Here is a 23,555-nt window from a genome sequence, read left to right as displayed (position 1 = left end):
CGATCACGCGTCGAGGTTAAACGTCCAGCTTTGCGTATCGGCGTCATCGACCGCGCCGGCGCCGCCTGGCGCGTTGACGCCCATGGCTTGCAAGACAAGGCTGGCCAACTGCGCCTGCACGTCGCCCGGCAAATTGCGCCGCAGCACGTCGGCTAACGCCGATTCCATCGCGCGCGCCGACGCATAGCGCAGCTCAAGTTCGCGCTCGAGCGCCTTATGAACGATTTGGCAAAGAGCCGCCGGCACATCGGGGCGGATCGCCGCGAGATCGGGAATCTCGCACTTGCGAATCGCCTTGAAGACATCGATATCGGCTCGGCCGGTAAACAGCTTTTTGCCCGCCAGCGTTTCCCACATCAATACGCCCATCGCGAAGACGTCGGATTGCGGTGACACCGGCTTGCCCATGGTGACCTCAGGCGAGAGGTAGTGCAGCTTGCCCTTGACGGTGCCGGGCGCGGTGAGGCTCATCACGCGATCGCGCGCCCGGGCGAGCCCGAAATCACCGAGCTTGGCGACGCCGTGGCGACTCACCAAGATATTGTGCGGCGAGACGTCGCGGTGGATCACAGGCGAGGGCTGGCCGTCGGCGCCAATTCGCTCGTGCGCCGCGCCGAGGCCGCGCAGCGTGCCTATGGCGACCAAGGCAAGCACCTGCCATTCCAGCGGGGTGCCGCGCGCCGCCGCCTGCTGCACGATGGTGCCAAAATCGACGCCATCTACCCATTCGAGCACAAGATAATACGAGCCGTTGTCGTCGATGCAAAAATCGTAGACTTGGACGATGTTGGGATGCGCCATCTCGGCGCCGACGCGCGCCTCCTCGACAAACATCGCAATGTAATTTTTCATCGCGCGAAATTCCTCGCGCATTTTCTTGATGGCAACGGGCCTCGTAAACCCCGCCGCCCCGCGCACGATGGCGCGCCAAACGGTGGCCATCCCGCCCTCGCCCGCGAGCGAGACAAGCTCATACTTGCCATCTAGCAACATCCCCGCCTGGCTCATGACTAATTAAGTATCGGCGGTTTGCCTAAGGCGCGCAACGCTTGCATGGCGCACTCGGACCGTACCTAGGGGCCAGATGTACGCATGCAAGAGCGCCGCTTCTCGACCTGACACCTGTAGACCCCAGCAAGGGCTAGCCGCGGCCCTGAGTTCCGCCCTATCGATAAGTCTCAGGTCCGGCACGTACTTTGCTTATATCGCTACGCATGAGCACATCCAGCCTTCGCCCTCGCACCGCGGCCACCTTGCTGCTGGCTGCCGTGGTCACGTCCGCCACGGTCCCAATCGAGGCCGCCCACGCTCACCGGGGTAGCAATTTGACGCAACGGATTGCACCCTCGATTGCTAGTGGTGGCAAAGCGCGCGCAGGCGACCTGCCTTCCAATAGCCGAACCAAACTGCGCGCGGGCGCGACCGCTGTGGGTACCGCCAAGCCAGCTGCCCTTGCCGCGCAGGTCAAACGCCGCACGGCGAAGGTGTCGCTCGTCCGCTTAGCTAAACCCGCGCTGGGCGCCGTCATTACCGCCTTGTCGGGCGCGTTGACCGCCGCCTCGGCGTACGTCGCTGGCTGGGCCATTACGGAGGCCTTTACGTCAAACGAGCCTGTCATCTTCGCCGCAGCCTTCGTGGTGACCGCAGCATATGCATTTTTCTCGGCTCTTATGACGGGCGCGATGGGTAAGGCAACGATCGATCTGACACGCGATGCGCTTCGCTAAAGCGACGAAGCGATGAAGTGGCGACGAAGGGCCGACGGCAACGAGCCGACCGCATTCTAGGTCGCCGTATCTCGCGCGCTGCTAGCGGGTCTCGGCTTCCTAGCTATGGCACCTGCTGACCCCTTAGCCGCTTGCGAAAACGGCAAATCTGTTGTCAAGCGCCTGCCGCCGCTGTGTATCCGCGCGATTTCACTTCGGCCAAGTCTGGCATGTACGTTGCTTATCTACCTGCGCATGAACAAGCCAACTCTGCTTCCCCGCCCCGCCGCTGCCGTCCTCCTGGTCGCCTTGAGCGCAACCTCCGCCGTACCCATCCAGACCGCTCACGCCAATCCGCGCACGGCGCTAGCGCAACGAGTTACGCCGGTAACAACCGGCGCCGCAAAGGCTCGCTCACAACAATGGCAACGCAATCGTCGTACGAAATTGCGCGCCGGCGCAGCCACGGCGTTCGCTAAGCCGAGCGTGTCGAAAGCTGTGGCGCCCCGAAAAAAGTGGTCAAACAAGTCGCAATACAGCATTGGAGCCGTCGCGGTGGGCGGCGCCATCACCGCCCTATTTGGCGGCTTGTCCCTAAAGATGGCTAGCATAACCCTCGCAGTCGTCGGCGAAGCGTTTGCGTCCTCCGAGCCCGCGCTCGCACTGTTCGCCGTAGGCACCGGTGTGGTGACCTTCCTCGGGGGTTGGCTCACCGGCATTCTCGGCAAGGGTGTCGTACAGGCAGCGCGCGAAATACGTGGCTAACGGCGCCGAGCCGCGCTGCCATGAACCTACGTAGCGCTTAGGCCTACCGCCACAAGTGGCAATTCAAACGTGCGGCCGCCGACGCCAACGTAAACAATGCCCGCGTTGACCGCCACCTCCCAATCGTTGTTGCGATCGAGCGTGGTCGCGAGCGCGTCAAGCGTTTCGGCCTGCAGCGCGATTAGCGTTAGGTGCTCAAGCCGATGCACCTTGGCCTCGCGATAGGCCTCAGCCAGCGGCGCCGCACGCCAAGCGTAGATAACCACGCGCCCGCACGCCTTGCTGGCGCGATGAATTCGCTCGGCCGAGGGCGAGCCAACTTCGATCCACGCCTGCAACTCGCCACGCAGGTTGCGTTGTGCCAGCGCCGGTTCGTCTTCAGACGATAGGCCCTTACCAAACTCGACGCCCTCGCCGTGCTCCAGCGCGCGCGCTAGCACCCTCGTCACCAAAAATCGCTCGCTCTCTGATGGATGCTGCGCCACGCGCAAATCAAGCGCCTCATACACGCCGCGATCGCTATCGGCGAGGTTTATCGCAAAGCGTCTAATCGTTGCCGGCAGCGCCATGGCAGTACGATAACAGAAGGCGTCTACGACGCGGCGTCTTGAAGGGCCTGCTTGGCGGCTTCTAGGCGCACGGAAGCCTCTTCCCATGCCGCCGTGTCCGCGTCGAGCAGCGCCTTGACCTGCGCATATTGCGCGACGGCGGCTTGATTAGCCGCGGCGTCCCCATAAACAGCGGGGTCTTCGAGGCGTTTGGTAAGGACGGCCAGCTGCATCTCATGCGCGGCAATTGTCTCTTCAAGGGCTTCCACCTGTTTTTGAAGCGGTCCTACGTGCTTGCTGCGGCGATTGCGCTCCTCGGCCTCGCGGCGTTTGCGCTCTTTGTCGGCGGCGCGGTCAACTGGCCGATCAGGCGCCCGCTCAGGCGAGGCGACGTCGGCTGTTCGCGCAACTTGGCTCACCACCGCCTCGCCATCAGTTCCCTTTGTCACTCGCCGAATCTTGCCGCGCTCCTGCCCGGTCGGTCCGAGCTTGATTTCTGCCTTGGCTTGCAACGCCGCGCCCTGTGCCTGCGTCTCGCCCATGCGCCGACGCTCGGCCAACGAAAACAGATACTCATCGAGCGTGCCTGGATAGTTCTCGACGGTCTGGTTCTCAACGTTCCAGATCTTGGTGGCGAGCGAGCGAATCAGGCTGCGGTTGTGGCTAACAAATAGCAGCGTCCCGTCAAAGGTTTGCAGCGACTGCGCCAGGCTTTCAGCCGAATCGAGGTCCAAGTGATTCGTCGGTTCGTCCATGAGCAAGAGCGAGCCCGGGTTTATCAGCAGGCGGGCGAGCGCCAAGCGCGCGCGTTCACCACCCGAGAGCACGCGCACCTGCTTATCTACGGTGTCGCCCGAAAACATAAATGCGCCCAGCACCGCGCGCACCCGGCTCTGCGGCGCCTCGGGATTTGCCCGCTGCGCTACCTCGACCACCGTCGCGGTCAGGTCGAGCGTATCGGCGTGATGCTGTGCGTAGTAGCCAACGGTGACGCCCTGGCCGATGGTAATCGTGCCGCTGTCCTTGGGGATTTCACCCGCCAGCATGCGCAGCAGCGTGGTCTTGCCGGCGCCGTTGACGCCGATCATGCCGATTTTTTCGCCGCGCCGCACGGTGAGATTAAGCGACGGAAACACCACGTGGTCGCCGTAGGCCTTGCGGACGTCAGTGATGCGAATGACGTCGTTGACCGTGCGCGCGGTGGGGGCAAACGAAAATTTCATTACGGCATGCGACTGCGGCGCGTCGATGGTTTCTAGTTTCTCGAGCAGCTTCATCTTGCTCTGCGCGGCCGCGGCCTTGCTCGCCTTGGCGCGAAAGCGGTCGACAAAGCGTTCAAGTCGCTCGCGTTCACGCGCGATGTTCTTGGCGCGGTTGCCGAGGACGATCATCTCTTCTTGCCGCTGCTTGCGATAGGCGTCGTGATTGCCGGGGTAGATGCGCACGCCCTCGGGCTCGAAGCTCACCACCTTGTTGATCTGCTCGTTTAAGAACTCCCGATCGTGGCTGATCAAGATAAACGCGCCGCGATAGCGCTGCAAAAATTCTGCAAACCACGCCACCGATGGCATGTCGAGATGGTTGGTCGGTTCGTCGAGCAGCAGCACCTCGGGGCGCTGAAAGAGCAGGCCCGCGAGCACGGCGCGCATCTTCCAGCCGCCGGAAAATTCTTTTAGATCGCGATGCTCATCGCCGGGGCGAAAGCCAAGGCCGGTAATAATGGCGTAGGCCTGATGCTCGCCATAGTCGCGTTCGAAGTGATCGAGCTGTTCATGCAAATCCGAAATTCGTATCGACGCATCCGTGATCGCCTCGACATCGTCTCCGTTGACGATAGCCTCGAGTTGCGTCTCGACCGCTGCCAAGGCGTCGTGCAGCTCGCTGCGCCCGGGGACGCCCTCCACGACAAACTGCAGCAGCGTCTTGCCACCTTCGACCGCGATGTCTTGCGGCAGCCAACCGACGCGGACACCCTTGAGGCGCGTCACCTTGCCCTCGTCGAGCTCCTGCGTCCCGGCGATCACCTTGAGCATGGTGGTCTTGCCCGAGCCGTTGGGCCCAATGAGTCCGATGCGGTCGCCGGCGATGAGGCGCAGCGTCACCTCATCAAAAATAATCCGGTCGCCAAACAGCAGCGACGCGTTCTCAAGGACTAGCAAGCTCACGGCCGCGCCACCCTAGTGGAAGCGGCGGCAAAATGCTACCCGGCGCTTACCCGTTAGCCCCGGCGGACGCAGGGGCGTGAGCCGCTAATATTATGACCACCTAAGGAAATAGGATGGGACCGCAGGCACAAGCGCCGTTGTGAAAGTCCTGACACAGGGTCACCAACGGGGCCTCGGTGGCGTAACAAATCCCACCGCTGCAATCGGCATCGGTTAGGCATGGCTCACCAGCGCCGTCGCTATCGCCGTCGTCGTCACCACCGCCGTCGCAATCGCCTTCGTCGTCGCCAGCTTCACTAGCGTCGTCGTCACCACCGCCGCCGCTGCCCTCTTCGTCGCCACTGCCTTGCGCGACGCAACGCTCCTCCATGACTTCGGCGCAAACCTCATTGGGAGGACAAGCCAACGGCAACAATTCGCATTGTTCGCCCTCGGCGCAAACCACGTCACCGCAAGGCTCACCGCCCTCTGGCCTTCCTAAGGCGGGTTGATTGGATTCCGTCTGGCCATGGATGCAGGCGGCAAAAAAAAGCGCGAATAGCGATGAAAGCAGCGTTTGTTTGTTCAGCATAGCCGGCATCTTTTGCAAGACACGCGCCACGACCGCGCGCCAATCATTCTCGGTGATTACCAAAAAATGTCTTACATTTTAGTATATGTCGTCAGTTTTCTGAGAGTGCTGAACCTCAGGTTTTTGGCAGCCGGGTGGCTAGCGCGTGCGGACAACCAGGCTTTGCGGCAGCGCGCCGGTGGCCTCGAGCTCGCCGATGCGCAGCCCCACCCGGCGCAGCAGCGCCATTTGCGCCGGCTCACCGCGATGGGCCGCCAGCAGCTCTTGATAGCGCTCGCGCACCCACTCGGGACGCTCGATCGGCAAGTTGTACGTGTAGGCGCGCAGCTCGGCGCAAGCCCATGCAAAGTGCAACTCGCTGCCAGCCTCAAGCTGTGCCTCGGCGGCGAGGTCGGTGTACTCAAGCGCCAATCTCGGCTCGACTTCACACGCATCAAGCAGGGCGCGCAGCGCACCGGGTAAATCGCCGGCTTGCCGCGCTGCGCTGATCGCCTGCTCGACCGTGGCATCCGACTGGGCGTTGGCTACCATGGGGCTACTGTATTTCAGCGCAAATAGCCTTGCCTAGTCAATCGGCAAGATTTTGAGACGTCGCGGCACCTCAATGCCGGGCGCACTCACCTCATCACTGCGGCCGGCTGGCTGTTCGGTGCAGCTGCCGCTGGCATCTCGCGTCACCAAATGCCTCATGGCTTCCGAGTGCCCAAGCCACGCGGCCTGCACCGTGGCGGGCACGGCGTACGCCTGCAATACCTCGCGCAGCAGCTGCATGCGCCGGTCAAAATGCCCGCCCATGATAGGGCTTGCGCGGTGCGCTTCAGGAATCGAGCGCCCGCTGTACGCTAGGTCAGCGCCAAGCAGACGCGCCGTAAATTCCCACTCGCGCTGCACCAGCGTCGCGCGATCTTTGCCGACGAACAAAAAGCCAATCATGTCGTCGACGAACACGCGGTCATAAAAGGCCTCTAGCACCTCGCGCAGCCGCGCATGGCCAATTTGCGCAAACAGCGTCGGATCGGTCACAGCGGGCGCTATAGCACAGGCTGGCCGCGTAAGCCGTTTTTTCGATCTGCCGCAGCGCCGCGCTCCATTTCGCGCTAGGGTCGTCGCATGTCTACCGTACGTCTCTCGATGCCATTTTTAGTTGCCGCAGGCTTCGCTGCCACGGGCTGCAACAACGACGACGCCAACCTCGGCGCAGCTCAGTGCAACCCTCTGGGTGCGGCGCCCGGGGCGTGCATCGCACCGTGGCCCTCCGCGATCTACGAGGTCGACGACGACGCCTCCCCTACCGGCGTGCGGCTCGACATCCCGGCCGACGCCTTTCCGGCGACCGTCGAGGGCAGCGCCTTCGTGCCGGGTCGGCTCAACGAGCGTACCGGCTTTTCACCCGCCTCGCAGATCTTCACGGTATTTCCGGAATTGGTCGACGGCGCCAATTTGCCGGCGCACGACGACATTGAAGCCAGCCTCACCGACGACAGCCCAACCGTGCTCATCGACCTCGCAAACGGCGCGCGCGTCGCGCACTGGGCCGAGCTCGATGTCAACGCCACGGTCGCGGGCGAGCAGGCGCTTTACATCCGCCCCGCGCAGCGCTTGCGAGGAGGCCGCACCTACGCGGTCGCCATCCGCAGATCGCTCAAGGCCAAGGACGGCGCGCCGCTCACCATCCCCGCCGGATTTGCCGCCATGCGCGATGGCGCCGCTATTTCGCATGAACGTCTCGCGCGCGTTGCGGCTGACGCGGAACCAATGTTTACCGCGCTCGCCGCCGAAGGCATCGAAAAAGACGACCTGGTCGTCGCCTGGCATTTCACCACCGCCGACGACGCCTCGATTCACCGCGACATGCTCACCGCGCGCGATGCGACGCTGGCCGCGATCGGCAATGGCGATGACCTCGCCATCACCGTGGTCGACACCGAGGTCGATCCATATCCCGGCACCGCGGCGATCGTCAAATTCGACTTCGAGGTGCCTAACTTCTTAGACCCCGCCGGCGGCATCCACCGCGACGGCGACGGCGCCCCTGTGATCTCCGGCAGCTACACGGCGCGCGGCTTTGCGGTCGTGCCTGCGTGCAGCGCCAAGGGCCCAGTACCTATCATTCTATACGGCCACGGCTTCTTTGGCCTGCCGAGCGAAATCACCACGTGGGATGCCATCCGCCACTACGCCACCACCTATTGCACCATCATCGTCGCGCCGCCGTGGACCTGCATGACGCAAAATGACCTTCCGGTCGCCGTTGGTGGCCTCAGCGACCTCACCCGCGCGCCGGCGTTTGCCGAACGCATCATTCAAGGCATGATGAACTTTGTTGCGCTGGAAACCTTGCTCCGCGGCAAATTAACCGACGATGTCCTGTCGCCGCTGCTCGTCGCCAACCCCGACGACGTTTCGTTCTTGGGAATCTCGCAGGGACACATTCTCGGCGCGACGTTCTTCTCCTTTTCTCCAACGATCGAGCGCGGCGTGCTGCACGTCGGCGGCGGCGGCTGGGGCCTCATCTTTGAGCGCGCCTTTTATTGGCCGCAATACAGCGGCATCATCGGCAGCTATTACAGCGGGCCCTTGGCGCTCGTGGTTGCCGAGCAGGTGTTGCAGCTCGCCTTTGACCCCATCGATTCCATCCACGCCCTGCCCGGCGGCGTCAACGCTGCCATCCCCGGCACCGTCGAGAAGCAAATCTTGCAACAGATGTCGATCGGCGATTCGGCCGTGACCAACCAGGCCAGCTTGTATCAAGCGCGCACGGCAGCCCTACCCCTTTTGTCGCCTGCCGTTGCCGTCACGACCTTTGGCCTGGACGGCGCCCTCTCGAGCGACGATCCTACCAGCGCCATCGTCGTCTACGACGAAGACAAATCGCCAGCGCCGCCCGAGACCAACGCGCAACACGACGTCGACAACGGCGCGCACACGGCGATCATCCGCCGCACCGCGACGCAGGCGCAAATCTTCCAGTTCTTGTCGCAAGGCACGGTGCTGAACTTTTGCACCGACGGCAAAACCGAAGGCCCGTGCTACTGCGCGCTGGGCGCCTGCGGCGACAGCCTGCCGGAAGACTGACGCTTCAAATCAATTTTCCCGACGCCCACAGCGCCGAAATGGGCAGCGCCCATAAGTTGTTGCCAAAGCTCAAGGCCTCATCGCCTAAGTAAAAAATGGCGCCGCGCACAAATTGTTTGCCAGCTGCTTCGGCTAAATCGCGCAGCCCGGCAAAGTCGCTATGGCTAACGCTGCTCGTCGCCTTGACCTCAAGGCCGAGAACGCGTTGACCTGGCGCCTCTAGCACCAGATCGACCTCGCGCCCGGCAGCCGTGCGGTAGTGATACATCGTCGCTGCGGTGCGCCCCCAACTTAGCAGCACGCGAATTTCTTGCACGACAAACGTCTCAAGCAAGGCGCCCAGCGACGGCGAGGCCACAAGCTCGCGGGCGTCGCTTTCGCCGCGCAGCGAGGCAGTCAAGCCTGGATCGACGAGATGCAGCTTGGGCGCCTTGACGAACCGCTTGCCAATATTCGTCGACCATGCCGGCAGCGGCTGAAATAGAAACGTCGCTTCGAGCAGCGCCAAATAGCGGTGCAAGGTCGTGACGGGGATGCCGATCGAGCGCGACAACTCGGCGACATTAAGCAGGCTGCTGCTGCGCGCCGCCATGAGGCCAAAAAGGCGAGGCAGCGCGGTGAGGCCGTCGATGTTGCCCATGTCGCGCACATCGCGCTGCAGAATGCTCGCCACATAGCTGCGAAACCAAGCGTCGCGGCGCTCGCCCGGCTCGCGGCCTTCGGCCTCAGGATAGCCGCCTGCCACAATATTTTGGCAGATGTCTAAGCGCGAGAATTTGGGCGTCGTCGTCAGCGCCGCCTCGACCGCCTTGTCATGCGGCGCAAACAGCGCATCGACGACATGAAGCGGTTCAGGCACCTCACGGAGCTCCGCTTGTGACATGGGGTGGAGCGGAATGATTTCCATCCGCCCTGCCAGCGACTCAGACAGCCGCGGCAACAAAAATACGTTGGCCGAGCCCGTGAGCAAGAACTGCCCGGGGCGGTTACGCTTGTCGACGGCGCGCTTGATTGCGGGGAACAACTCGGGCGCGAGCTGAACCTCATCAATAATTGTGAGCTTGTCGGAGCCGGTGCACAACGCACCTGGATCTGTGCGCGCGAGGTCTAGCGTCGACGGATCATCGAGCGTGACGTATCGCCCGCCGCCAGTCCGAGCGAGTTGCTGCGCCAACGTGCTCTTCCCGGTCTGGCGCGCGCCATTGAGTAGAACCACCCGGGTATCGGATAAGGCGCGTTCGATGCGCGGTTGGATAAACCTCCGACTCATGGTTGTAAATATACCATCATTTAGTATATTTGCAGAAACACACAATTAGCAATATAATATCATGTAGTTACAAGATGCAATGCATCGCTTCGCTAGTACGGCCAAGCCGTTGGCCGGCTGTGCTAGCGTCCGCGGCATGAAACAACACCTGCATTCGCTGGCGGCTAGCGCCGCCCATTTGGGGCACGTCGCGTGGGCGACGACGCTCACTACCCTGCTTTGTGCATCGCTCGTGCTCGGCGGCTGCAAGAAAGCGGCGCCAGGCGGCGACACCGCCACGCTGCTGTCGGCGTCGGTTGCCAAGCAGCTCGCGCCGGACACGCTCGCGATTGTCGATGCGCTCACCGACAAAACCGAAGTGTTTGGCTTTTTCGATCTCGGGCAACCGTTGCCGGCGCTCGCGACCTCAATGGGTTTCGATAAGGCGCTGGTCGATGATGTGCTGGCCTTGCTCGAATCCCGCGCGGGATTGCAACTGCGCACCGTGCAAGTTGTCGGCATGGCCAAGCTCTCCGCTAAGTCGCCGGTGTTCTTTTTTCCAGGCGCCGCCGGCAAGACGGGAAAATCGGAGCTCGGCTTTACGCAAAAGCACAACAACGCCGACGTCCAAGTCATCGGCGAGGCGTTCACTACGAACATCGGCACGATGCTCGTGGTTGGAGAGGAAGCCGCCATCAAGGGCTATCTCGACGAACGCGCGGCGGGCGGCCACTCGCTCAGCAAGCACAAGCCCGCATGGGTGAAGCAGGCGCTTACGTTGGCCAGCGAAAGTAGCGCCATGATCACGGTCGATGGCGACATGATGCGCCGCGAAGCCAAGGCCGACGGCGAGCAAGATGCCGCTGGGGAGGCGGCACGCCGCATCATCGAACAAACGGCAAGCCTCACGTTGGCCGTCGCTGCGACCGGGTTTCGCTGGGAGCTGGCTGCCAAACCAGGCGCAGCCGCGGCCATCGCGGGCGATATCACGAGCATGCTCGCGCTGGGACAAACCGGCATGCAAGCCGAAATCGCCAAGCTCGCCGAGCAAGGTGGCGAGGCCGCCTTTGGCGCCTCACTGCTGCGCACCTATGGCACGCACTTCTTTGAAAGCATCGAACAATCGGTCGCCGGCGACAACGTCTCGCTGCGTTTGCCGTTTCGCGCGCCACCTGAGTTTACGCTCGGCGCCGCGCCTGCGCTCGCGCAACACGTCGCCGCGCCTGGCGAGTGGATGGTGACGCAACTCAATCTCGGCGCACCCGCGCTCGCGACCATGCTGAAGTACACCGACGTCATCGGCAAGCCGATGGACCTCGCGGGCGTCGCGAAAGACATCCAGGCCTTTATGGTCGCGCAGCTCGGCGTTGACTTCACGCAGGCACAAGCCGCTACGATTGCGGTGGCTGGCGAGGTGCCGACGTTTTCAATCATAAATGCGGCAGGGACCACGGTCGATCCCGGTTCGCTCGCGGTCGGCCAGCGCAAATCGTTTGGCGACATGATCGTCGCGGCGGTGCCATGGGGTGCGGTGATCCACGGCGCCAAACATGCCGACGTCATGGCGCCCGCCCTCGCGGCCGGCGTGCCCGCAACTTCGCTGACCTCGCATGCCCTGCTCGCGCCAAAGGCCGACGACCCGACCATTATGCTAGCCGCGGCCGACCTCACGCTTGCCCCCGCCGAGCTGCGCGCGCAGATGGGCGACAAAGTGCCAGTGAAGGCCGTCTACGCCCGCATGTCGATGAAGGGCATTGACGTCGAAGTCCACGCGACGCCCGGTAAGGCACCCGCAATCAAGGCGCTCATTGGCCTTGGCCTCGGCGCCGCGCAAGACCAGGCGCGCAAGCTTTACGAGGGCCGCAATTCACTGCCTCTCGATCAAGCCCTTGGCGGCGTCGTGGCCCATCACCAAGTGCAGCTGTTGGTAAAGTACTTGACGCCAAAAGACCTCGGCGATGACCGCCTCGGCTTTTCGATTCCGATGCCAAGCAACACCGGCGCCATGCGGACGCAAATCGGTGTCGCCGTGGTTGGCATCCTCGCCGCGGTCGCCATCCCGGCCTTCATGCAGTATATGCAGCGCGCGAAAGACACGAAGGCATTGCAGCCACAAATCGCCGCCCCGTAGCGCGTCACGCCTAAACTTGAATGTAAGCCGCCAGACAGTTGGTCAATTTTGGCCGCAGGCGCCGCCCTTTCAAATTGCGATCAATTCATCGCAAGTGTTACGCGCTAGCTGATGAAGAAAAAACTCGTTTTCAAAAAGCAAACGCTGCACGCCCTTGCCGGCGAAGCCCTGCAAAACATCTATGGTGGCCATTGGGGCACCTCTGGCGCCTCGCAAAGCGCGCCCTCGGGCTGTAACTGCACGATGACGGTGGGCTGCCCGGAAACGGCGCATACGTTCTGTCCTAGCGTCTGCAACCCTTCCAGGGACTGCGACCGCGCTTAGAGCGCAACGGCGGCTTTGCTGGCGCAGCTTTGATGGTAAGCCGCACCAGCATGCCGCGCGACTTTGCGATTGCGTCCACGACTGACGTAAAGCCAATCATTGAGCTGATAGGTGTGCACGTCGCTGAGTTGGCGGCGCATGCACCCGAGCTGCCCACCCTTTTTCTCCCCGAGTTCGCCATAGTCTTGCGCGAGGCTGGGGACATCTCATCAGCACCGAGCATTTTGCGCGGCCATGCGCGCGCGGCGCAACTTGTTGCCGACGACGAAATCAGCGGCGATTTGTTTGGCGGCACCGTCGGCGCTGGTTGGCTGCTCGCCCATCTCGAGCAGCATGCGCCATCGCCATCGGCGTCGGTGGCAACGAGCCTCGAACGACTAGATCAACTCTTGCTCGAAAGCGTCGCTGAGGTTGATTTGGCCGATCCGCCCCTGCTCGGCCATTGGGATGGCGTCGCGGGCTGGCTGGCTTATGCGATCAAGCGGCCGCAGCCGCGACTCATCGACGCTATTTGCGCGCTCCTGCGCCGCCTTGCCACCCCAGGCGAGGCGCCGCTTGCGATTTACTGGGCGGAGCGAAACCCGGTGTTTGGCACGGCAGTGGAGACCGGGCTTGGCCACGGCGTCGCGGCCTTGCTAAGTGGCCTAGCCCAGTTGCCGCGGCACGACCAAGCGCAGGCCCTGCTGGCCGAAGCGACGCGCTGGCTCATAGGTCGCATTCGCGATGACGGCACCGCGGCCCTTTCGTGGGTGGAGGTGCCGCACGATGCCAGCGCGCGGATTAAGACCGACGCCGGCTGGGCGCACGGCGACGCCGGGGTGGCGCTCGCTTTGTATGCCGCGGCCACCGCCTTGGGTGAGCCCGCGTGGCAGGCGCGCGCCATCGACGTCGCGGTGCGTAGCACGCGCAGACCGATGGAGGACTATATTCAGCCGCCCTCCGTTACAATTTCGCATGGTGCCGCCGGCCTCATGCACATCTATCAGCAGTTGTACCGCGCCACCGACCTCGAGGTGTTCCGCGCCGCCGCCGTTCGCTGGTGCGAGTGGTGCTGCCGAGCGTATGCCGACGCCGCCCCCGCGCTGCCGCCACCACACAACATCGAGTGGGGCCGCACGCTCGTCGGCGGCCACCTAGGGGTTGCCGCGGTGCTTGCGTCCGCATGTCGCAGCGATGCACCCTCGTGGACGGGCTACCTCGCGACGACGCTGCCGCCCACGGACCCACTACTATGACCTAATAGTAACAAGCGCCCCTTCTAAAGCGCGGCGCCTTGGCGCTACGGTGGCGCCATGAAACTCGCAACGCTCCGCGATGGTACGCGCGATGGTCGGCTGCACGTCGTGCGCGCTGACGGCAAAAAAATGACCCCTGCGCCGGCACCGTGGCTGACCTTGCAGGCCGCGCTCGATGCCTGGGACAAAGCCGAGCCCGCGCTGCGCAACGTCGCCGCCAACTTTGACGCGCACGGCGCCGCGACTGCGATCGACGTCGATCCGGCCAGGCTTGCCGCGCCGCTGCCGCGCGCCTACGAGTGGATTGACGGGTCGGCCTATCTCAACCACGTTCGCCTTGTCCGCAAGGCGCGCAAGGCCGAGCCACCGCCGACGCTCGAAACCGATCCGCTGGTCTACCAAGGCGGCTCGAGCGAAATGCTCGGCTGTCGCGACGACATTCGTCTCGGCGATCCAGCATGGGGCCTCGATTTTGAAGCCGAAGTCTGCGCCGTGCTCGGCGACGTGCCGTTTGGCACCACCGCGGCGCAGGCGGCGCCGTACGTTCGCCTGCTCATGATCTGCAACGACGTCTCGCTGCGCAACCTCATCCCCGACGAGCTCGCCAAGGGTTTTGGCTTTTTTCAGAGCAAGCCCGCCACCGCGTTTGCCCCGTTTGCCATCACGCCCGACGAGCTCGGCGCCGCGTGGAAAGATGGCCGCGCCCATATCGCCATGCGCTGCGTCTACAACGGCAAAGAAGTCGGCAACTGCAATGCCGGACCCGAAATGCATTTTTCGTTCTTTGATCTCATCGCGCATCTGGCCAAGACGCGTAACTACACAGCCGGCACCATCCTCGGCAGCGGTACCATCTCCAACGCCGATCTCAAGCACGGCATCTCGTGCCTCGCGGAGCAACGCATGATCGAAACGATCAACGACGGCAAACCCACGACGCCGTTTATGCAGGCCGGCGAGACCATCGCCATCCGCGCCGAGCTGGCCTCCGGCGATGCGCCATGGGGCAGCATTGAACAGACCGTCAAACCACTCGAACAAACCTCACGAACCCCGGTGCGCTAACATGAAACTAATTCTCCACAATTATTGGCGTAGCTCGGCAAGCCAGCGCGTCCGTATCGCGCTGGGCCTTAAGCGATTGCCGTACGACTACGTCTCGGTGCACTTGCTCAACGACGGCGGCCAACACAAGTCAGCGGCGTACAAGCAACTCAATCCAATGGCCCAGGTGCCGGCGCTTGAGGTCATAGAAGATGGCGGCGCGCGCCACGTGCTGACCCAGTCGCTGCCCATCATCGAATTTCTCGACGAGCGTTTCCCTGAGACGCCGCGCCTGTTGCCAAGCGACCCCTTCGCGCGCGCGCAGACGCGAGCCCTCGCCGAAATCGTCAACGCCGGTATCCAACCGTTTCAAAACCTCTCGACGACGGCCGCGGTCAAGGCGCTCGGCGGCGACGACGTGGAATGGATTTGCGACTTCATGACCAAAGGCCTCGCCGCGTTTGAGGCCTCGGTGGCTTCGTGGCGCCAGGCGCACCAGGCCGATGGCGGGCCGTATTGCGTCGGCAGCACGCCAACCCTGGCCGACTGCTGCCTCATTCCGCAAATGCATGCGGCTAGGCGATTCGCCATCGACCTCACGCCGTTTCCACAGTTAAGAACGATCGATGCCGCATGCGCCAAGCTGCCTGCCTTCATCGACGCCGCGCCAGAGCGCCAACCCGACGCGCCCTCAGCATAGTTAAGGTAGGCAAGATCGCGGCGGCATGCCGCGAGATTAGTGCATCAGCCGAGTCGTGGCACCAGGTTTGCACATTCGTGGCGCACCATGAACCTACTCCGCAACTTGCCTATGGCGCTAACGGCGTTGTTAGCCGCCAATTCGATCGGATGCCTAACCGCGGACAATCTGCCACCTGACGAATCAGGCCTAGGGGCGGAGGACGCCGAGGACAATGACAAAAGCTCGTTTAGCTATGGCCTCGAGGACGATGCGCCAGATGTGCTCGCCGTCTTGCACCTGGCCAACACCTATAGCGTTGACGACCTTGTCGCCGCAGGGGTGACCAACCGAGTTGCCAAAAACATCGATGCGGCTCGCCGTGCTGCCGGCGCATTCGCCTCGATTTCCGCGCTAGATAAGGTCCCGCGCGTCGGCGCTAAGGTGTTTTCTGCCCTCCGCTGGCACGCCACGGTCGAGCGCCTCTACCCGACGTCGTTGCGGTTACCAGTCGTATCCGATGAATACCTCGCGCTGTCGCTCTTTAACGATGAGGTGGTCGCCGCGGGCCTTCCCGCCGTGCGCAACCATGTTTGGATCAACGCCGATACCAGCTACGAAGAATTCCAGGCCGCGCTTACGCAGAAATTCGCCGCCGCGGGCATGAGCGCCGATAAAATATCGGCCCTTACGGAATCCACCTTTAATGGCATCGCGCATCTTCAGCATGCGGCGGCGTCCGCGCGTATACGGCAGCCGTGCTGGATCGGCGACCCGACCGAGGTTGCGGCCCACGTCGAAGGTCAGGCAGGCTCGCTCTTTCCCGACGCGTTTGAAGTCTTCGCCTGGCGCTATGAAAACATGGGCGAGGTGCTCTACGTGCCACCGGACAACAATTTTCTCGAGTCACGAGAGTGGACCAATCACCACATCTACACCCACACGGTGCGCATCGCCGCGGGTGTCGACGGCGACTATACCGATATCGGTGCGCTCGCCAATTGCCGCTTTAATCGCTAATTCGCATCGTCACGCACCACAACCCCGGAGAACCCCATGAAGCAAAAGCCTTACCACCTACCCTTGCTGCTCTCGCTAGCGCTCAGCGCCCCTGCGTGCTTGCAAGCGCCTCCTGAATCGGAGGAGGCAAGTGACCACGCCGAAGATGCCGCCGACGACAAGGCGGCCCTTGGCTTTGGCGTCGAAGCTGACGCGCCAGACGCGCTCGCGGTGCTCAAGATCGCCAACACGTTCTCCGTAACCAAGCTCGTTGCCGCCGGCCTTACCAAAAACGTCGCCAAGCGCATCGTCAAGGCGCGCACCGAGCAGGGCGACTTCGCCACGCTTGTGGCCCTCGACAAGGTCCCCTACGTCGGCATCAAGGTCTTCTCCGCGCTGCGCTGGCACGCGACGATTAAGAAATTGTATCCAACCTCGCTGCGTGTCCCACTGGTGACCGCGTACGGCGAGTCGCTACCGGCCATGCTCAACGAAGCGCTCGTCGAGGCGGGGCAAGCGCCCTTGCCTGACCATGTTTGGATCAACGATGACTATGCCTATGGCGAGCTGCGCACCGACCTGCGACAACGCTTCGCCGAGGCTGGCCTGCCCGAAGACTTTGAACCCTTGGCCTACGCAACCGTGGGTGAGTTCGATGCCAACGCGGAGACCGCTCAGCTGGCCACTACGTGCTGGATTGGCAATCCATGGCACGTCGCGGATGTCTTGAGCTATCAGATCGATGACATGCTTTCCGACCAATACACGATCTGGGGTTGGCGCGTCGGCGACAAGACCGTGCTCAATGAGGATCTGCCTCCCGATACGCTGGAGGGAGAGGACACGTGGAATAACTACGATACCAATTCCAACGAAGTGCTGCTGCTTCAGACCACCTACCACGATGGCCCCGACTACGACGTCGTGCCGGCCTGCCGCAACCCACGCTAGCCGTTTGCAATTGTCGCCCTACCGACGTTTTTTTGGCATGTCACCTGCACTTAGCGGCGGCATGCAGCAAAATCGAAGGTCCCAAATCGCAATCGCATCCCTTTTCACCCTATCCACGATCGCGTGCGTTGCCGCTCCCGATGCGGCCTATGAGGCCGCGTCATCGCTGGGCGCCGAGGACGTCTCAGATGACGACAAGGCGCTTGGCTTTGATATTGAGGCCGATGCGCCCGACGCCGTGGCGGTGCTCAAGATCGCTAGCACTTACTCAGTGGCCAAGTTGGTAGCCGCCGGCCTGACCACCCGAGTTGCCAGAAACATTTACGATACGCGGCAGGAAAACGGCCCGTACACCTCAACGGTTGCCCTCGATAAGGTCCCCTACGTCGGCATCAAGGTCTTCTCCGCGCTGCGCTGGCATGCCACCCTCAATGGCCACTACCCGACCTCTATACGCATCCCCGCGGTGACCGCGGAGGGCGAGGCGCTGGCCTCCATCACCGCTACCACCAGTGAGCACGATGACCTCACACCCATAGGGCCGCACGTGTGGATCAATGATGATCAGCCGTACGAGTCGTTTATCGCTGACTGGGCCCAACTTTTCGATGAGCTTGAGCTAGCCGAGGAGGTAGAAACGTTTATGTACGGCACCATCAGCGACTTAGGAACGCTCGCCGCCGATGCAGATCTGGCCAAGCCTTGCTGGGTGGGCAATCCATGGCACGTCGCTGACCTGCTCGCCAACGAAACGGATTCGCTAATGTCGGACCAATACTGGATTCACGCGTGGCGCGTCGGCTCGAAGACCTACTATGGCGAGAGCGACAACGACCTGCACGCGCAGTTGGCCGACGAGCCGACGTGGGCCAACTACGCAACCACCTCCAACGCCGTGCTCATCGCCTTCACCGACTATGCCGATGATTACGCGTTCGATGTCGTGCCCTCATGCCGCAATCCCAAGTAGCCACCGCAACATTGAGCAGTTGACCTACTCGACCGGCAACCAAACTACTTTTCGATCTTGATCAGCTCGACATCAAACACGAGCATGCCCGCGGGGGCGCCGGGTTGACCTTTGTACGCCAACTCTTCGGGAATCCAAAAGCGCGTGGTCTCGCCTTCGACCATGACCTGAAGGCCATCGGTCCAGCCGGCAATTACGCCGCTGAGCCGAAATTGCGCGGGTTCGCCGCGCGACACCGAGCTATCAAACATTTTGCCATCGGTGGTCCAGCCGGTGTAGTGCACGGTCACGGTCGAGGTCGCGGTTGGATGCACCTTGCCACTGCCCACCTTTTGCACTTTGTAAAACACGCCGGCCTTGCTCTTCTTGGCGCCCTTTGGTGGCGCCGCGACGTCGCTCGGTGCCGGCTGATCGGGCCCCTTCATCTTGGCGCGCACGTTTTCAAAGATCGCCTGCAGCCGCTCTTGGCCAATGCTCGCTTCGCAGCGCTCGACCTCGCCGCCGACGCTGGCAAGGCAGCCACGCTCGGCCGCGGTCCACGGCATTTCCGAGCACGCCGCCAGCACGATGGCCTCGATCTTCGCGCCACTGCCATCAGCCTTGGCCTGCGGGGGCACCATGGCGACCGCGGCCTCTTCGCAGGTCGCGTCAGCCTTGATCGCGGCGGCGGTGGGACCGCCGGCATTTAGCGCCGGCGCATTTGCGTTGGCGGTGTTGGCATTGGCGGTGGTGGCGGCTTCCTGGGCCTCACCGGATTTTTTCTTCTCGCAGGCGGCAAGGCCCACAACGAATATAATTGCTGCTAGCTTCGTGGTTGTCATCGCCGTTGTCTTAGCACGCCGATCTCACGTCACACCATGACCCGCGCGCCACAAACCCCGCCTTCAAGCGCAGCCGGCGACGCCCCCCGCGAGTCCCTCGCCGCCTGGCTTGCGCGGGCACCCTTTGGCCTCGCCATGTCATCGGGTTTTTTTGGCTTTTTTGCGCACGCTGGCATGCTCACCGCGCTGGAGCACTCCGGGTTGGTGCCATCGCGCATCGCCGGCTCGAGCGCGGGCGCCCTAGTTGGCGGTTTGTGGGCGTCGGGGCTTGCGAGCGACGACCTGCGTCGCCTCCTGGTTGCCCTTCGTCGCGAAGACTTTTGGGATCCGGCGCCAGGCTTGGGCGTCTTGCGCGGCGCGCGGTTTGCCGCCAAATTGCGCGACGCTCTTGCCACGCAAGAGTTCGCGACGTGCCGCGTGCCGAGCGCATTCTCGCTGTTTGATCTCGGCAAGCGGACCACGATCATCGCCGACCGCGGCGATTTGACCGCCGCGATTGCCGGCTCATGCGCCTTCCCCGGCCTGTTTCAGCCGGTGCGCTGGCAAGACCGCTGGGTGCTCGACGGCGGCATCGCCGACCGCCCCGGTCTCGCCTCGGTGCCGTCAGGCGCGCGCACGCTGTTTCATCATCTCTCCAGTCGCTCGCCGTGGCGAAGCGCGGCAAGCGCGGCCCTGCAAGTGCCTCACCGCGCCAACATGGTGAGCCTCGTGATCGACGACCTGCCGCGGCTCAATCCTTTTCGCCTGGAGCGCGGACCAGAGGCCTTCCAGCGCGCCTACGACGCGACCTGCCGCGCGCTGTCGCAGCCGGTCGCGGACGACCTTGTCCGGCTTTCGGCGACCTAATTGTTAAGGCCATGGCGATGCATTTCGCCCGATTTTTGTGCACAACTAGCCACGTGAAGCCCGCCCACTTCGTTGCCGTGTGTTTCATCGCGCTCATCGGAAGTTGCGCGACGGCGAGTTTTCCTAGCGTGCCCGGCGATGCGCCACAGTTTGGCGACGCGGGTAGCGATGGACTTGCGGATAGCACGCCGGACGGCAGCGACGACGCCGGCCAAGACGGCAGCAACAATGACGGTGGTGGTGACGCGGTAAGCGACGGCGCCAGCGATGGCGCGGGCGACGCACCCAGCGATGCCGGGGTCGGCCAGGCCTGCACGACCTACAGCGATTGTGATCTCCCAACCGCCCCGGTTTGTTCGCTGCAAACGTTGACGTGCATCGCCGGCTATAGCGCCTGCACCAGCGATGACAACGAAGAAAACGCCGACGACGGCATCGCGGGGGCAACGGCCATCGCGCTCTCCGCAAGCGAGACCAGCCACAGCGGCGTTCTCTGCAGCGAGCCCATTGGCGGCGAGCTCGACTTCTACAAGGTGATCGTCACCGGCTCAGCGTTTAGCGTGCGCCTCGCCTGGTCGCTGGGCGGCGAACAGTTCAAGGCCAACATCTATCGCGACAACGGCACGAGCACGACCTTTATCGACGCCACGGCCTCGCAACCTTCGCCGCAAACCGTGCATCTCACCGGCCTCTCCGCCGGCACCTATCTCATTTCGGTGTGGCGCGTGACGCCCTCGGGCAACACGAGCAGCAGCCCATATTCTGTCACCGTGTGGACGCCGTAGGACGGCTCGTGGCGGCCGGCGCTGGCATCTAACGCGCTTTTTCCCTATAACCAGCGGCATCATGAGCAAGCTGGAGTCGCTAGGCATTACGCGCATCGAGGGCATTCACTATTACGTTCAAGACCTCGATCGCAGCCGTGCGTTTTATAGCGGCTCGCTCGATTTTGCCGAAACCTGGCGCTCTTCGCCAGAACTTGAGGCCGCGGGCAAACAGCGTTCAGTGGCCTTTAGCGCCGGCAACATCACCGTGGTCTGCAGCACGCCGCTCGGCGAAGGCGGCCGCGCCTGGCGCTTTATGAAAAAGCACCCCGCCGGCGTCGGCACGCTCATCTTTGAGGTTGCCGACATCGACAAGACATTTGCCCTGCTTGAGGCGCGTGGCGGCACGCCGATCGACGATATCGCGACGTACACCGACGCCGGCGGCACGCTGCGGCAGTTTTCGATCACCACGCCGTTTGGCGATACCACGTTTCGCTTTCGCCAGCGCAATGGCTTTGCCGCGCTCTATCCCGGCGCCGTCGCCGTCGCCCCAGGCGCGAGCCCCACGGCGACCAATCGCTTTGGCTTTGCCGACATCGATCACGTCACCAGCAATTTTCAAACGATGAAGCCGATGCTGCTTTGGCTCGAGCAGGTCATGGGCTTTGAGCAGCTATGGAAGGTCGATTTTCACACCAGCGATGTCGACCCAAACCGCGCGACGGGCTCAGGGCTGAAGTCCATCGTCATGTACGATCCGCACAGCAACGTCAAATTCGCCAACAACGAGCCGACGCGGCCGTTTTTCAAGAATTCGCAGATCAACATCTTTAACGAGGAGCTGCGCGGCGATGGCGTGCAGCACGTCGCGCTCACCGTGGCCGACATTGTCAGCAGCGTGCGCGGGCTGCGCGAACGCAAGATCAACTTCATGCCGACGCCGGGCAGTTACTACGACATGTTGCCGGCGCGCATTGAGCAATCGGGCATCAAGCAAATCGACGAAGATATCGCGATCTTGCGCGATCTTGGCATTCTCGTCGACGGCGACGCCAAGAGCACCTACATGCTGCAGATCTTTCTACGCGAGGCCTCAGGGCTCTACCAAGACGCCAAAGCCGGGCCTTTTTTCTACGAAATCATCCAACGCAAGGGCGACCGCGGCTTTGGCGCCGGCAACTTTCGCGCGCTCTTTGAAAGCATCGAACGCGAGCAAACCTCCGCGGGGAAGCGCTAATGATCGATCGCATAACGGTCGGCGAAATCCCGCGCAAACACCACATCGCGCTACGCGGCCCGCAAGGCGATTTGCGCTATGAAGAGTGCTTCACGCGCGACGGCTTTGATGGCCCTTATACCATCATGTATCATCTCGCGCGCCCTCATACGCAGGCGCTCGCCAACGCGCAGCATGGCTGGGCCGAGGCCGTCGCGGCCGACACCGAGGCCACGCGCCCCTTGGCCAAGCGCCACTATAAGACCTTCGAACAGCACGCGCGTGGAGGCCCGCCGGTCGACGCGTTAACCGCGCTGCTCTTCAACGACGATCTCACGTCCGGCGTTGCCTTTCCCGACGCCGATGACCCGGTGCTGGTCAGCAATGCAGACGGCGACATGCTCATTTACGTGCACCAAGGCGGTGGCGTGCTGCGCAGCGCGCTTGGCGACCTTGCATTTAGCCAGGGCGACTACGTCTACATCCCGGCCGCGCTGCCGCATCGGTTTATCCTGTGCGGCCACGAGGGCAAGACCGCCAATGCGGCCGTGCCGCAATATTGGTGTTGGTTCGAGTTCAAAGGCGGCATGCACCTGCTCAAGCAATTTCGCAATGAAGCGGGCCAGCTGCGCATGGACGCGCCATACAGCCACCGCGATTTCAAACGCCCGACGTTTATTGGCCCTACCGACGACGGCGTGCGCGACCTCGTGGTCAAGCGCGGCGGCCGCTGGCACGGTTTTACCTATCAAGACGCCCCGCTCGACGTAGTTGGATGGGATGGCAGCGTGTATCCGTTTGCGTTTCCCATCCTAAATTTCCAACCGCGCGTCAGCTCGGTGCACTTGCCGCCGACCTGGCACGGCACGTTTGCCGCGCGCGGCGCCCTGGTATGCAGCTTCGTGCCGCGGCTGGTAGACTTTCACCCCGAGGCAATTCCCTGCCCCTACCCGCATTCGTCACCTGCCTGCGATGAGATCATCTTTTATTGCGATGGCAACTTCACCTCGCGCCGCGGCGTCGCGCCCGGCAGCATCTCGCATCATCCAACCGGCGTGCCACATGGGCCGCACCCTGGTGCCTACGAACGATCGATTGGCACCACCCGCACCGACGAGCTTGCCGTCATGCTCGACTGCTTTAAGCCACTGCAGGCCACAGCGGCCGCGTTGGCCGTTGAAGATGCCAGCTACCAGCAGTCGTTTATCTAGCCACTCGCTGAGCCTTGCGGTCACGCTGCGAACGCTTGTGGCAACTTCAATAGCCAGTTCGCGAGCGATCTCGCCAATTGTAGAGCCCCAATTACGATTGATTCGTTGACTCCAACGCCGGGATTTAGCAGTGTGGGGCTCCCAAGGAGATATTCTAATACATGCGTAAACTTGCTTTTGCTTCGATTGCTATTGCTTCCCTCGCCTTTGCTGGCTGTAAAAAAGAGGACACTGCGGCTGCCGCTGGCAACAAATGTGCCGCCATTGGCGCCAAGGTTGGCG

General features: G+C 62.8%; 23 protein-coding genes. 15 read left to right on the top strand and 8 right to left on the bottom strand.

What is annotated here, in order from left to right:
* Positions 1-3 precede the first annotated feature (3 nt).
* The gene (locus IPL79_15275; protein ID MBK9072341.1) at positions 4-1,008 is read right to left on the bottom strand and encodes a serine/threonine protein kinase; all 1,005 of its coding nucleotides are present in this window, start codon (positions 1,006-1,008) and stop codon (positions 4-6) included.
* A gap of 206 nt (positions 1,009-1,214) precedes the next feature.
* On the opposite strand from IPL79_15275, the gene IPL79_15270 reads away from it, so the two are divergent.
* Both IPL79_15270 and IPL79_15265 read left to right on the top strand, forming a co-directional pair.
* Entirely contained in the window at positions 1,215-1,727 is a 513-nt protein-coding gene (locus IPL79_15270) for a hypothetical protein (GenBank protein ID MBK9072340.1), read from the top strand.
* Between the two features lie 465 nt (positions 1,728-2,192).
* Positions 2,193-2,471, top strand: a complete 279-nt coding sequence (locus IPL79_15265) for a hypothetical protein (protein ID MBK9072339.1) — start codon at positions 2,193-2,195, stop codon at positions 2,469-2,471.
* 26 nt (positions 2,472-2,497) lie between these two features.
* Here the strand turns inward: IPL79_15265 and IPL79_15260 are convergent, their stop codons facing one another.
* The 5 genes from IPL79_15260 to IPL79_15240 all read right to left on the bottom strand — a co-directional run bounded on the left by IPL79_15260 (position 2,498) and on the right by IPL79_15240 (position 6,778).
* Positions 2,498-3,040 carry a YaeQ family protein gene (locus IPL79_15260; protein ID MBK9072338.1) on the bottom strand — a complete coding sequence of 181 codons (543 nt, stop codon included), beginning with the start codon at positions 3,038-3,040 and terminating at the stop codon, positions 2,498-2,500.
* Positions 3,041-3,063: 23 nt separating this feature from the next.
* Complete coding sequence (locus tag IPL79_15255) at positions 3,064-5,184, bottom strand: ABC-F family ATP-binding cassette domain-containing protein (protein ID MBK9072337.1); 2,121 nt, start codon at positions 5,182-5,184, stop codon at positions 3,064-3,066.
* Positions 5,185-5,284: 100 nt separating this feature from the next.
* A complete protein-coding gene (locus tag IPL79_15250; GenBank protein MBK9072336.1) occupies positions 5,285-5,755 on the bottom strand; it encodes a hypothetical protein in 471 nt (156 codons plus the stop codon).
* A gap of 138 nt (positions 5,756-5,893) precedes the next feature.
* Positions 5,894-6,286 (bottom strand): hypothetical protein, encoded by a 393-nt coding sequence (locus IPL79_15245; GenBank protein ID MBK9072335.1) that lies wholly within the window; start codon positions 6,284-6,286, stop codon positions 5,894-5,896.
* Positions 6,287-6,319: 33 nt separating this feature from the next.
* The gene (locus IPL79_15240; protein ID MBK9072334.1) at positions 6,320-6,778 is read right to left on the bottom strand and encodes a group 1 truncated hemoglobin; all 459 of its coding nucleotides are present in this window, start codon (positions 6,776-6,778) and stop codon (positions 6,320-6,322) included.
* Between the two features lie 87 nt (positions 6,779-6,865).
* On the opposite strand from IPL79_15240, the gene IPL79_15235 reads away from it, so the two are divergent.
* On the top strand, positions 6,866-8,830 hold the full coding sequence (locus IPL79_15235) for a hypothetical protein (GenBank protein ID MBK9072333.1): 1,965 nt from the start codon (positions 6,866-6,868) through the stop codon (positions 8,828-8,830).
* A gap of 4 nt (positions 8,831-8,834) precedes the next feature.
* On the opposite strand, the gene IPL79_15230 is transcribed toward IPL79_15235, so the two are convergent.
* A complete protein-coding gene (locus IPL79_15230) occupies positions 8,835-10,100 on the bottom strand; it encodes an ATP-binding protein (GenBank protein MBK9072332.1) in 1,266 nt (421 codons plus the stop codon).
* Between the two features lie 136 nt (positions 10,101-10,236).
* On the opposite strand from IPL79_15230, the gene IPL79_15225 reads away from it, so the two are divergent.
* The 8 genes from IPL79_15225 (at position 10,237) to IPL79_15190 (ending at position 18,412) form a co-directional block, all read left to right on the top strand.
* Positions 10,237-12,210, top strand: a complete 1,974-nt coding sequence (locus IPL79_15225) for a hypothetical protein (protein ID MBK9072331.1) — start codon at positions 10,237-10,239, stop codon at positions 12,208-12,210.
* A 111-nt stretch (positions 12,211-12,321) separates the two neighbouring features.
* Positions 12,322-12,534, top strand: coding sequence for a hypothetical protein (locus IPL79_15220; GenBank protein ID MBK9072330.1), 213 nt, complete (start codon positions 12,322-12,324; stop codon positions 12,532-12,534).
* A 50-nt stretch (positions 12,535-12,584) separates the two neighbouring features.
* Positions 12,585-13,769 carry a hypothetical protein gene (locus tag IPL79_15215; GenBank protein MBK9072329.1) on the top strand — a complete coding sequence of 395 codons (1,185 nt, stop codon included), beginning with the start codon at positions 12,585-12,587 and terminating at the stop codon, positions 13,767-13,769.
* A gap of 57 nt (positions 13,770-13,826) precedes the next feature.
* Positions 13,827-14,834, top strand: a complete 1,008-nt coding sequence (locus IPL79_15210) for a fumarylacetoacetate hydrolase family protein (GenBank protein ID MBK9072328.1) — start codon at positions 13,827-13,829, stop codon at positions 14,832-14,834.
* Position 14,835: 1 nt separating this feature from the next.
* A complete protein-coding gene (maiA, locus tag IPL79_15205; GenBank protein ID MBK9072327.1) occupies positions 14,836-15,513 on the top strand; it encodes a maleylacetoacetate isomerase in 678 nt (225 codons plus the stop codon).
* An 87-nt stretch (positions 15,514-15,600) separates the two neighbouring features.
* Positions 15,601-16,512 carry a helix-hairpin-helix domain-containing protein gene (locus tag IPL79_15200; protein MBK9072326.1) on the top strand — a complete coding sequence of 304 codons (912 nt, stop codon included), beginning with the start codon at positions 15,601-15,603 and terminating at the stop codon, positions 16,510-16,512.
* Positions 16,513-16,548: 36 nt separating this feature from the next.
* Positions 16,549-17,442, top strand: coding sequence for a helix-hairpin-helix domain-containing protein (locus IPL79_15195; protein ID MBK9072325.1), 894 nt, complete (start codon positions 16,549-16,551; stop codon positions 17,440-17,442).
* Positions 17,443-17,479: 37 nt separating this feature from the next.
* Complete coding sequence (locus IPL79_15190) at positions 17,480-18,412, top strand: helix-hairpin-helix domain-containing protein (protein ID MBK9072324.1); 933 nt, start codon at positions 17,480-17,482, stop codon at positions 18,410-18,412.
* A gap of 44 nt (positions 18,413-18,456) precedes the next feature.
* On the opposite strand, the gene IPL79_15185 is transcribed toward IPL79_15190, so the two are convergent.
* Positions 18,457-19,032, bottom strand: coding sequence for an FKBP-type peptidyl-prolyl cis-trans isomerase (locus IPL79_15185; protein ID MBK9072323.1), 576 nt, complete (start codon positions 19,030-19,032; stop codon positions 18,457-18,459).
* A gap of 237 nt (positions 19,033-19,269) precedes the next feature.
* Between IPL79_15185 and IPL79_15180 the strand changes: the two genes are divergently transcribed.
* From IPL79_15180 to IPL79_15165, 4 genes are all read left to right on the top strand, one after another.
* Positions 19,270-20,079, top strand: a complete 810-nt coding sequence (locus IPL79_15180; GenBank protein MBK9072322.1) for a patatin-like phospholipase family protein — start codon at positions 19,270-19,272, stop codon at positions 20,077-20,079.
* A gap of 53 nt (positions 20,080-20,132) precedes the next feature.
* Positions 20,133-20,864, top strand: a complete 732-nt coding sequence (locus IPL79_15175; GenBank protein MBK9072321.1) for a hypothetical protein — start codon at positions 20,133-20,135, stop codon at positions 20,862-20,864.
* A gap of 61 nt (positions 20,865-20,925) precedes the next feature.
* A complete protein-coding gene (locus IPL79_15170; GenBank protein MBK9072320.1) occupies positions 20,926-22,083 on the top strand; it encodes a VOC family protein in 1,158 nt (385 codons plus the stop codon).
* Positions 22,083-23,273, top strand: coding sequence for a homogentisate 1,2-dioxygenase (locus IPL79_15165; GenBank protein MBK9072319.1), 1,191 nt, complete (start codon positions 22,083-22,085; stop codon positions 23,271-23,273). The genes IPL79_15170 and IPL79_15165 overlap by 1 nt, the downstream gene beginning before the upstream one ends.
* Positions 23,274-23,555: the final 282 nt, after the last annotated feature.

It is taken from the genome of Myxococcales bacterium (assembly GCA_016716835.1).
Taxonomy (GTDB): Bacteria; Myxococcota_A; Polyangia; order Haliangiales; family Haliangiaceae; genus JADJUW01.
Note: the sequence above shows the minus strand (reverse complement) of the source record. Positions and strands in the feature narration are given on the sequence as shown.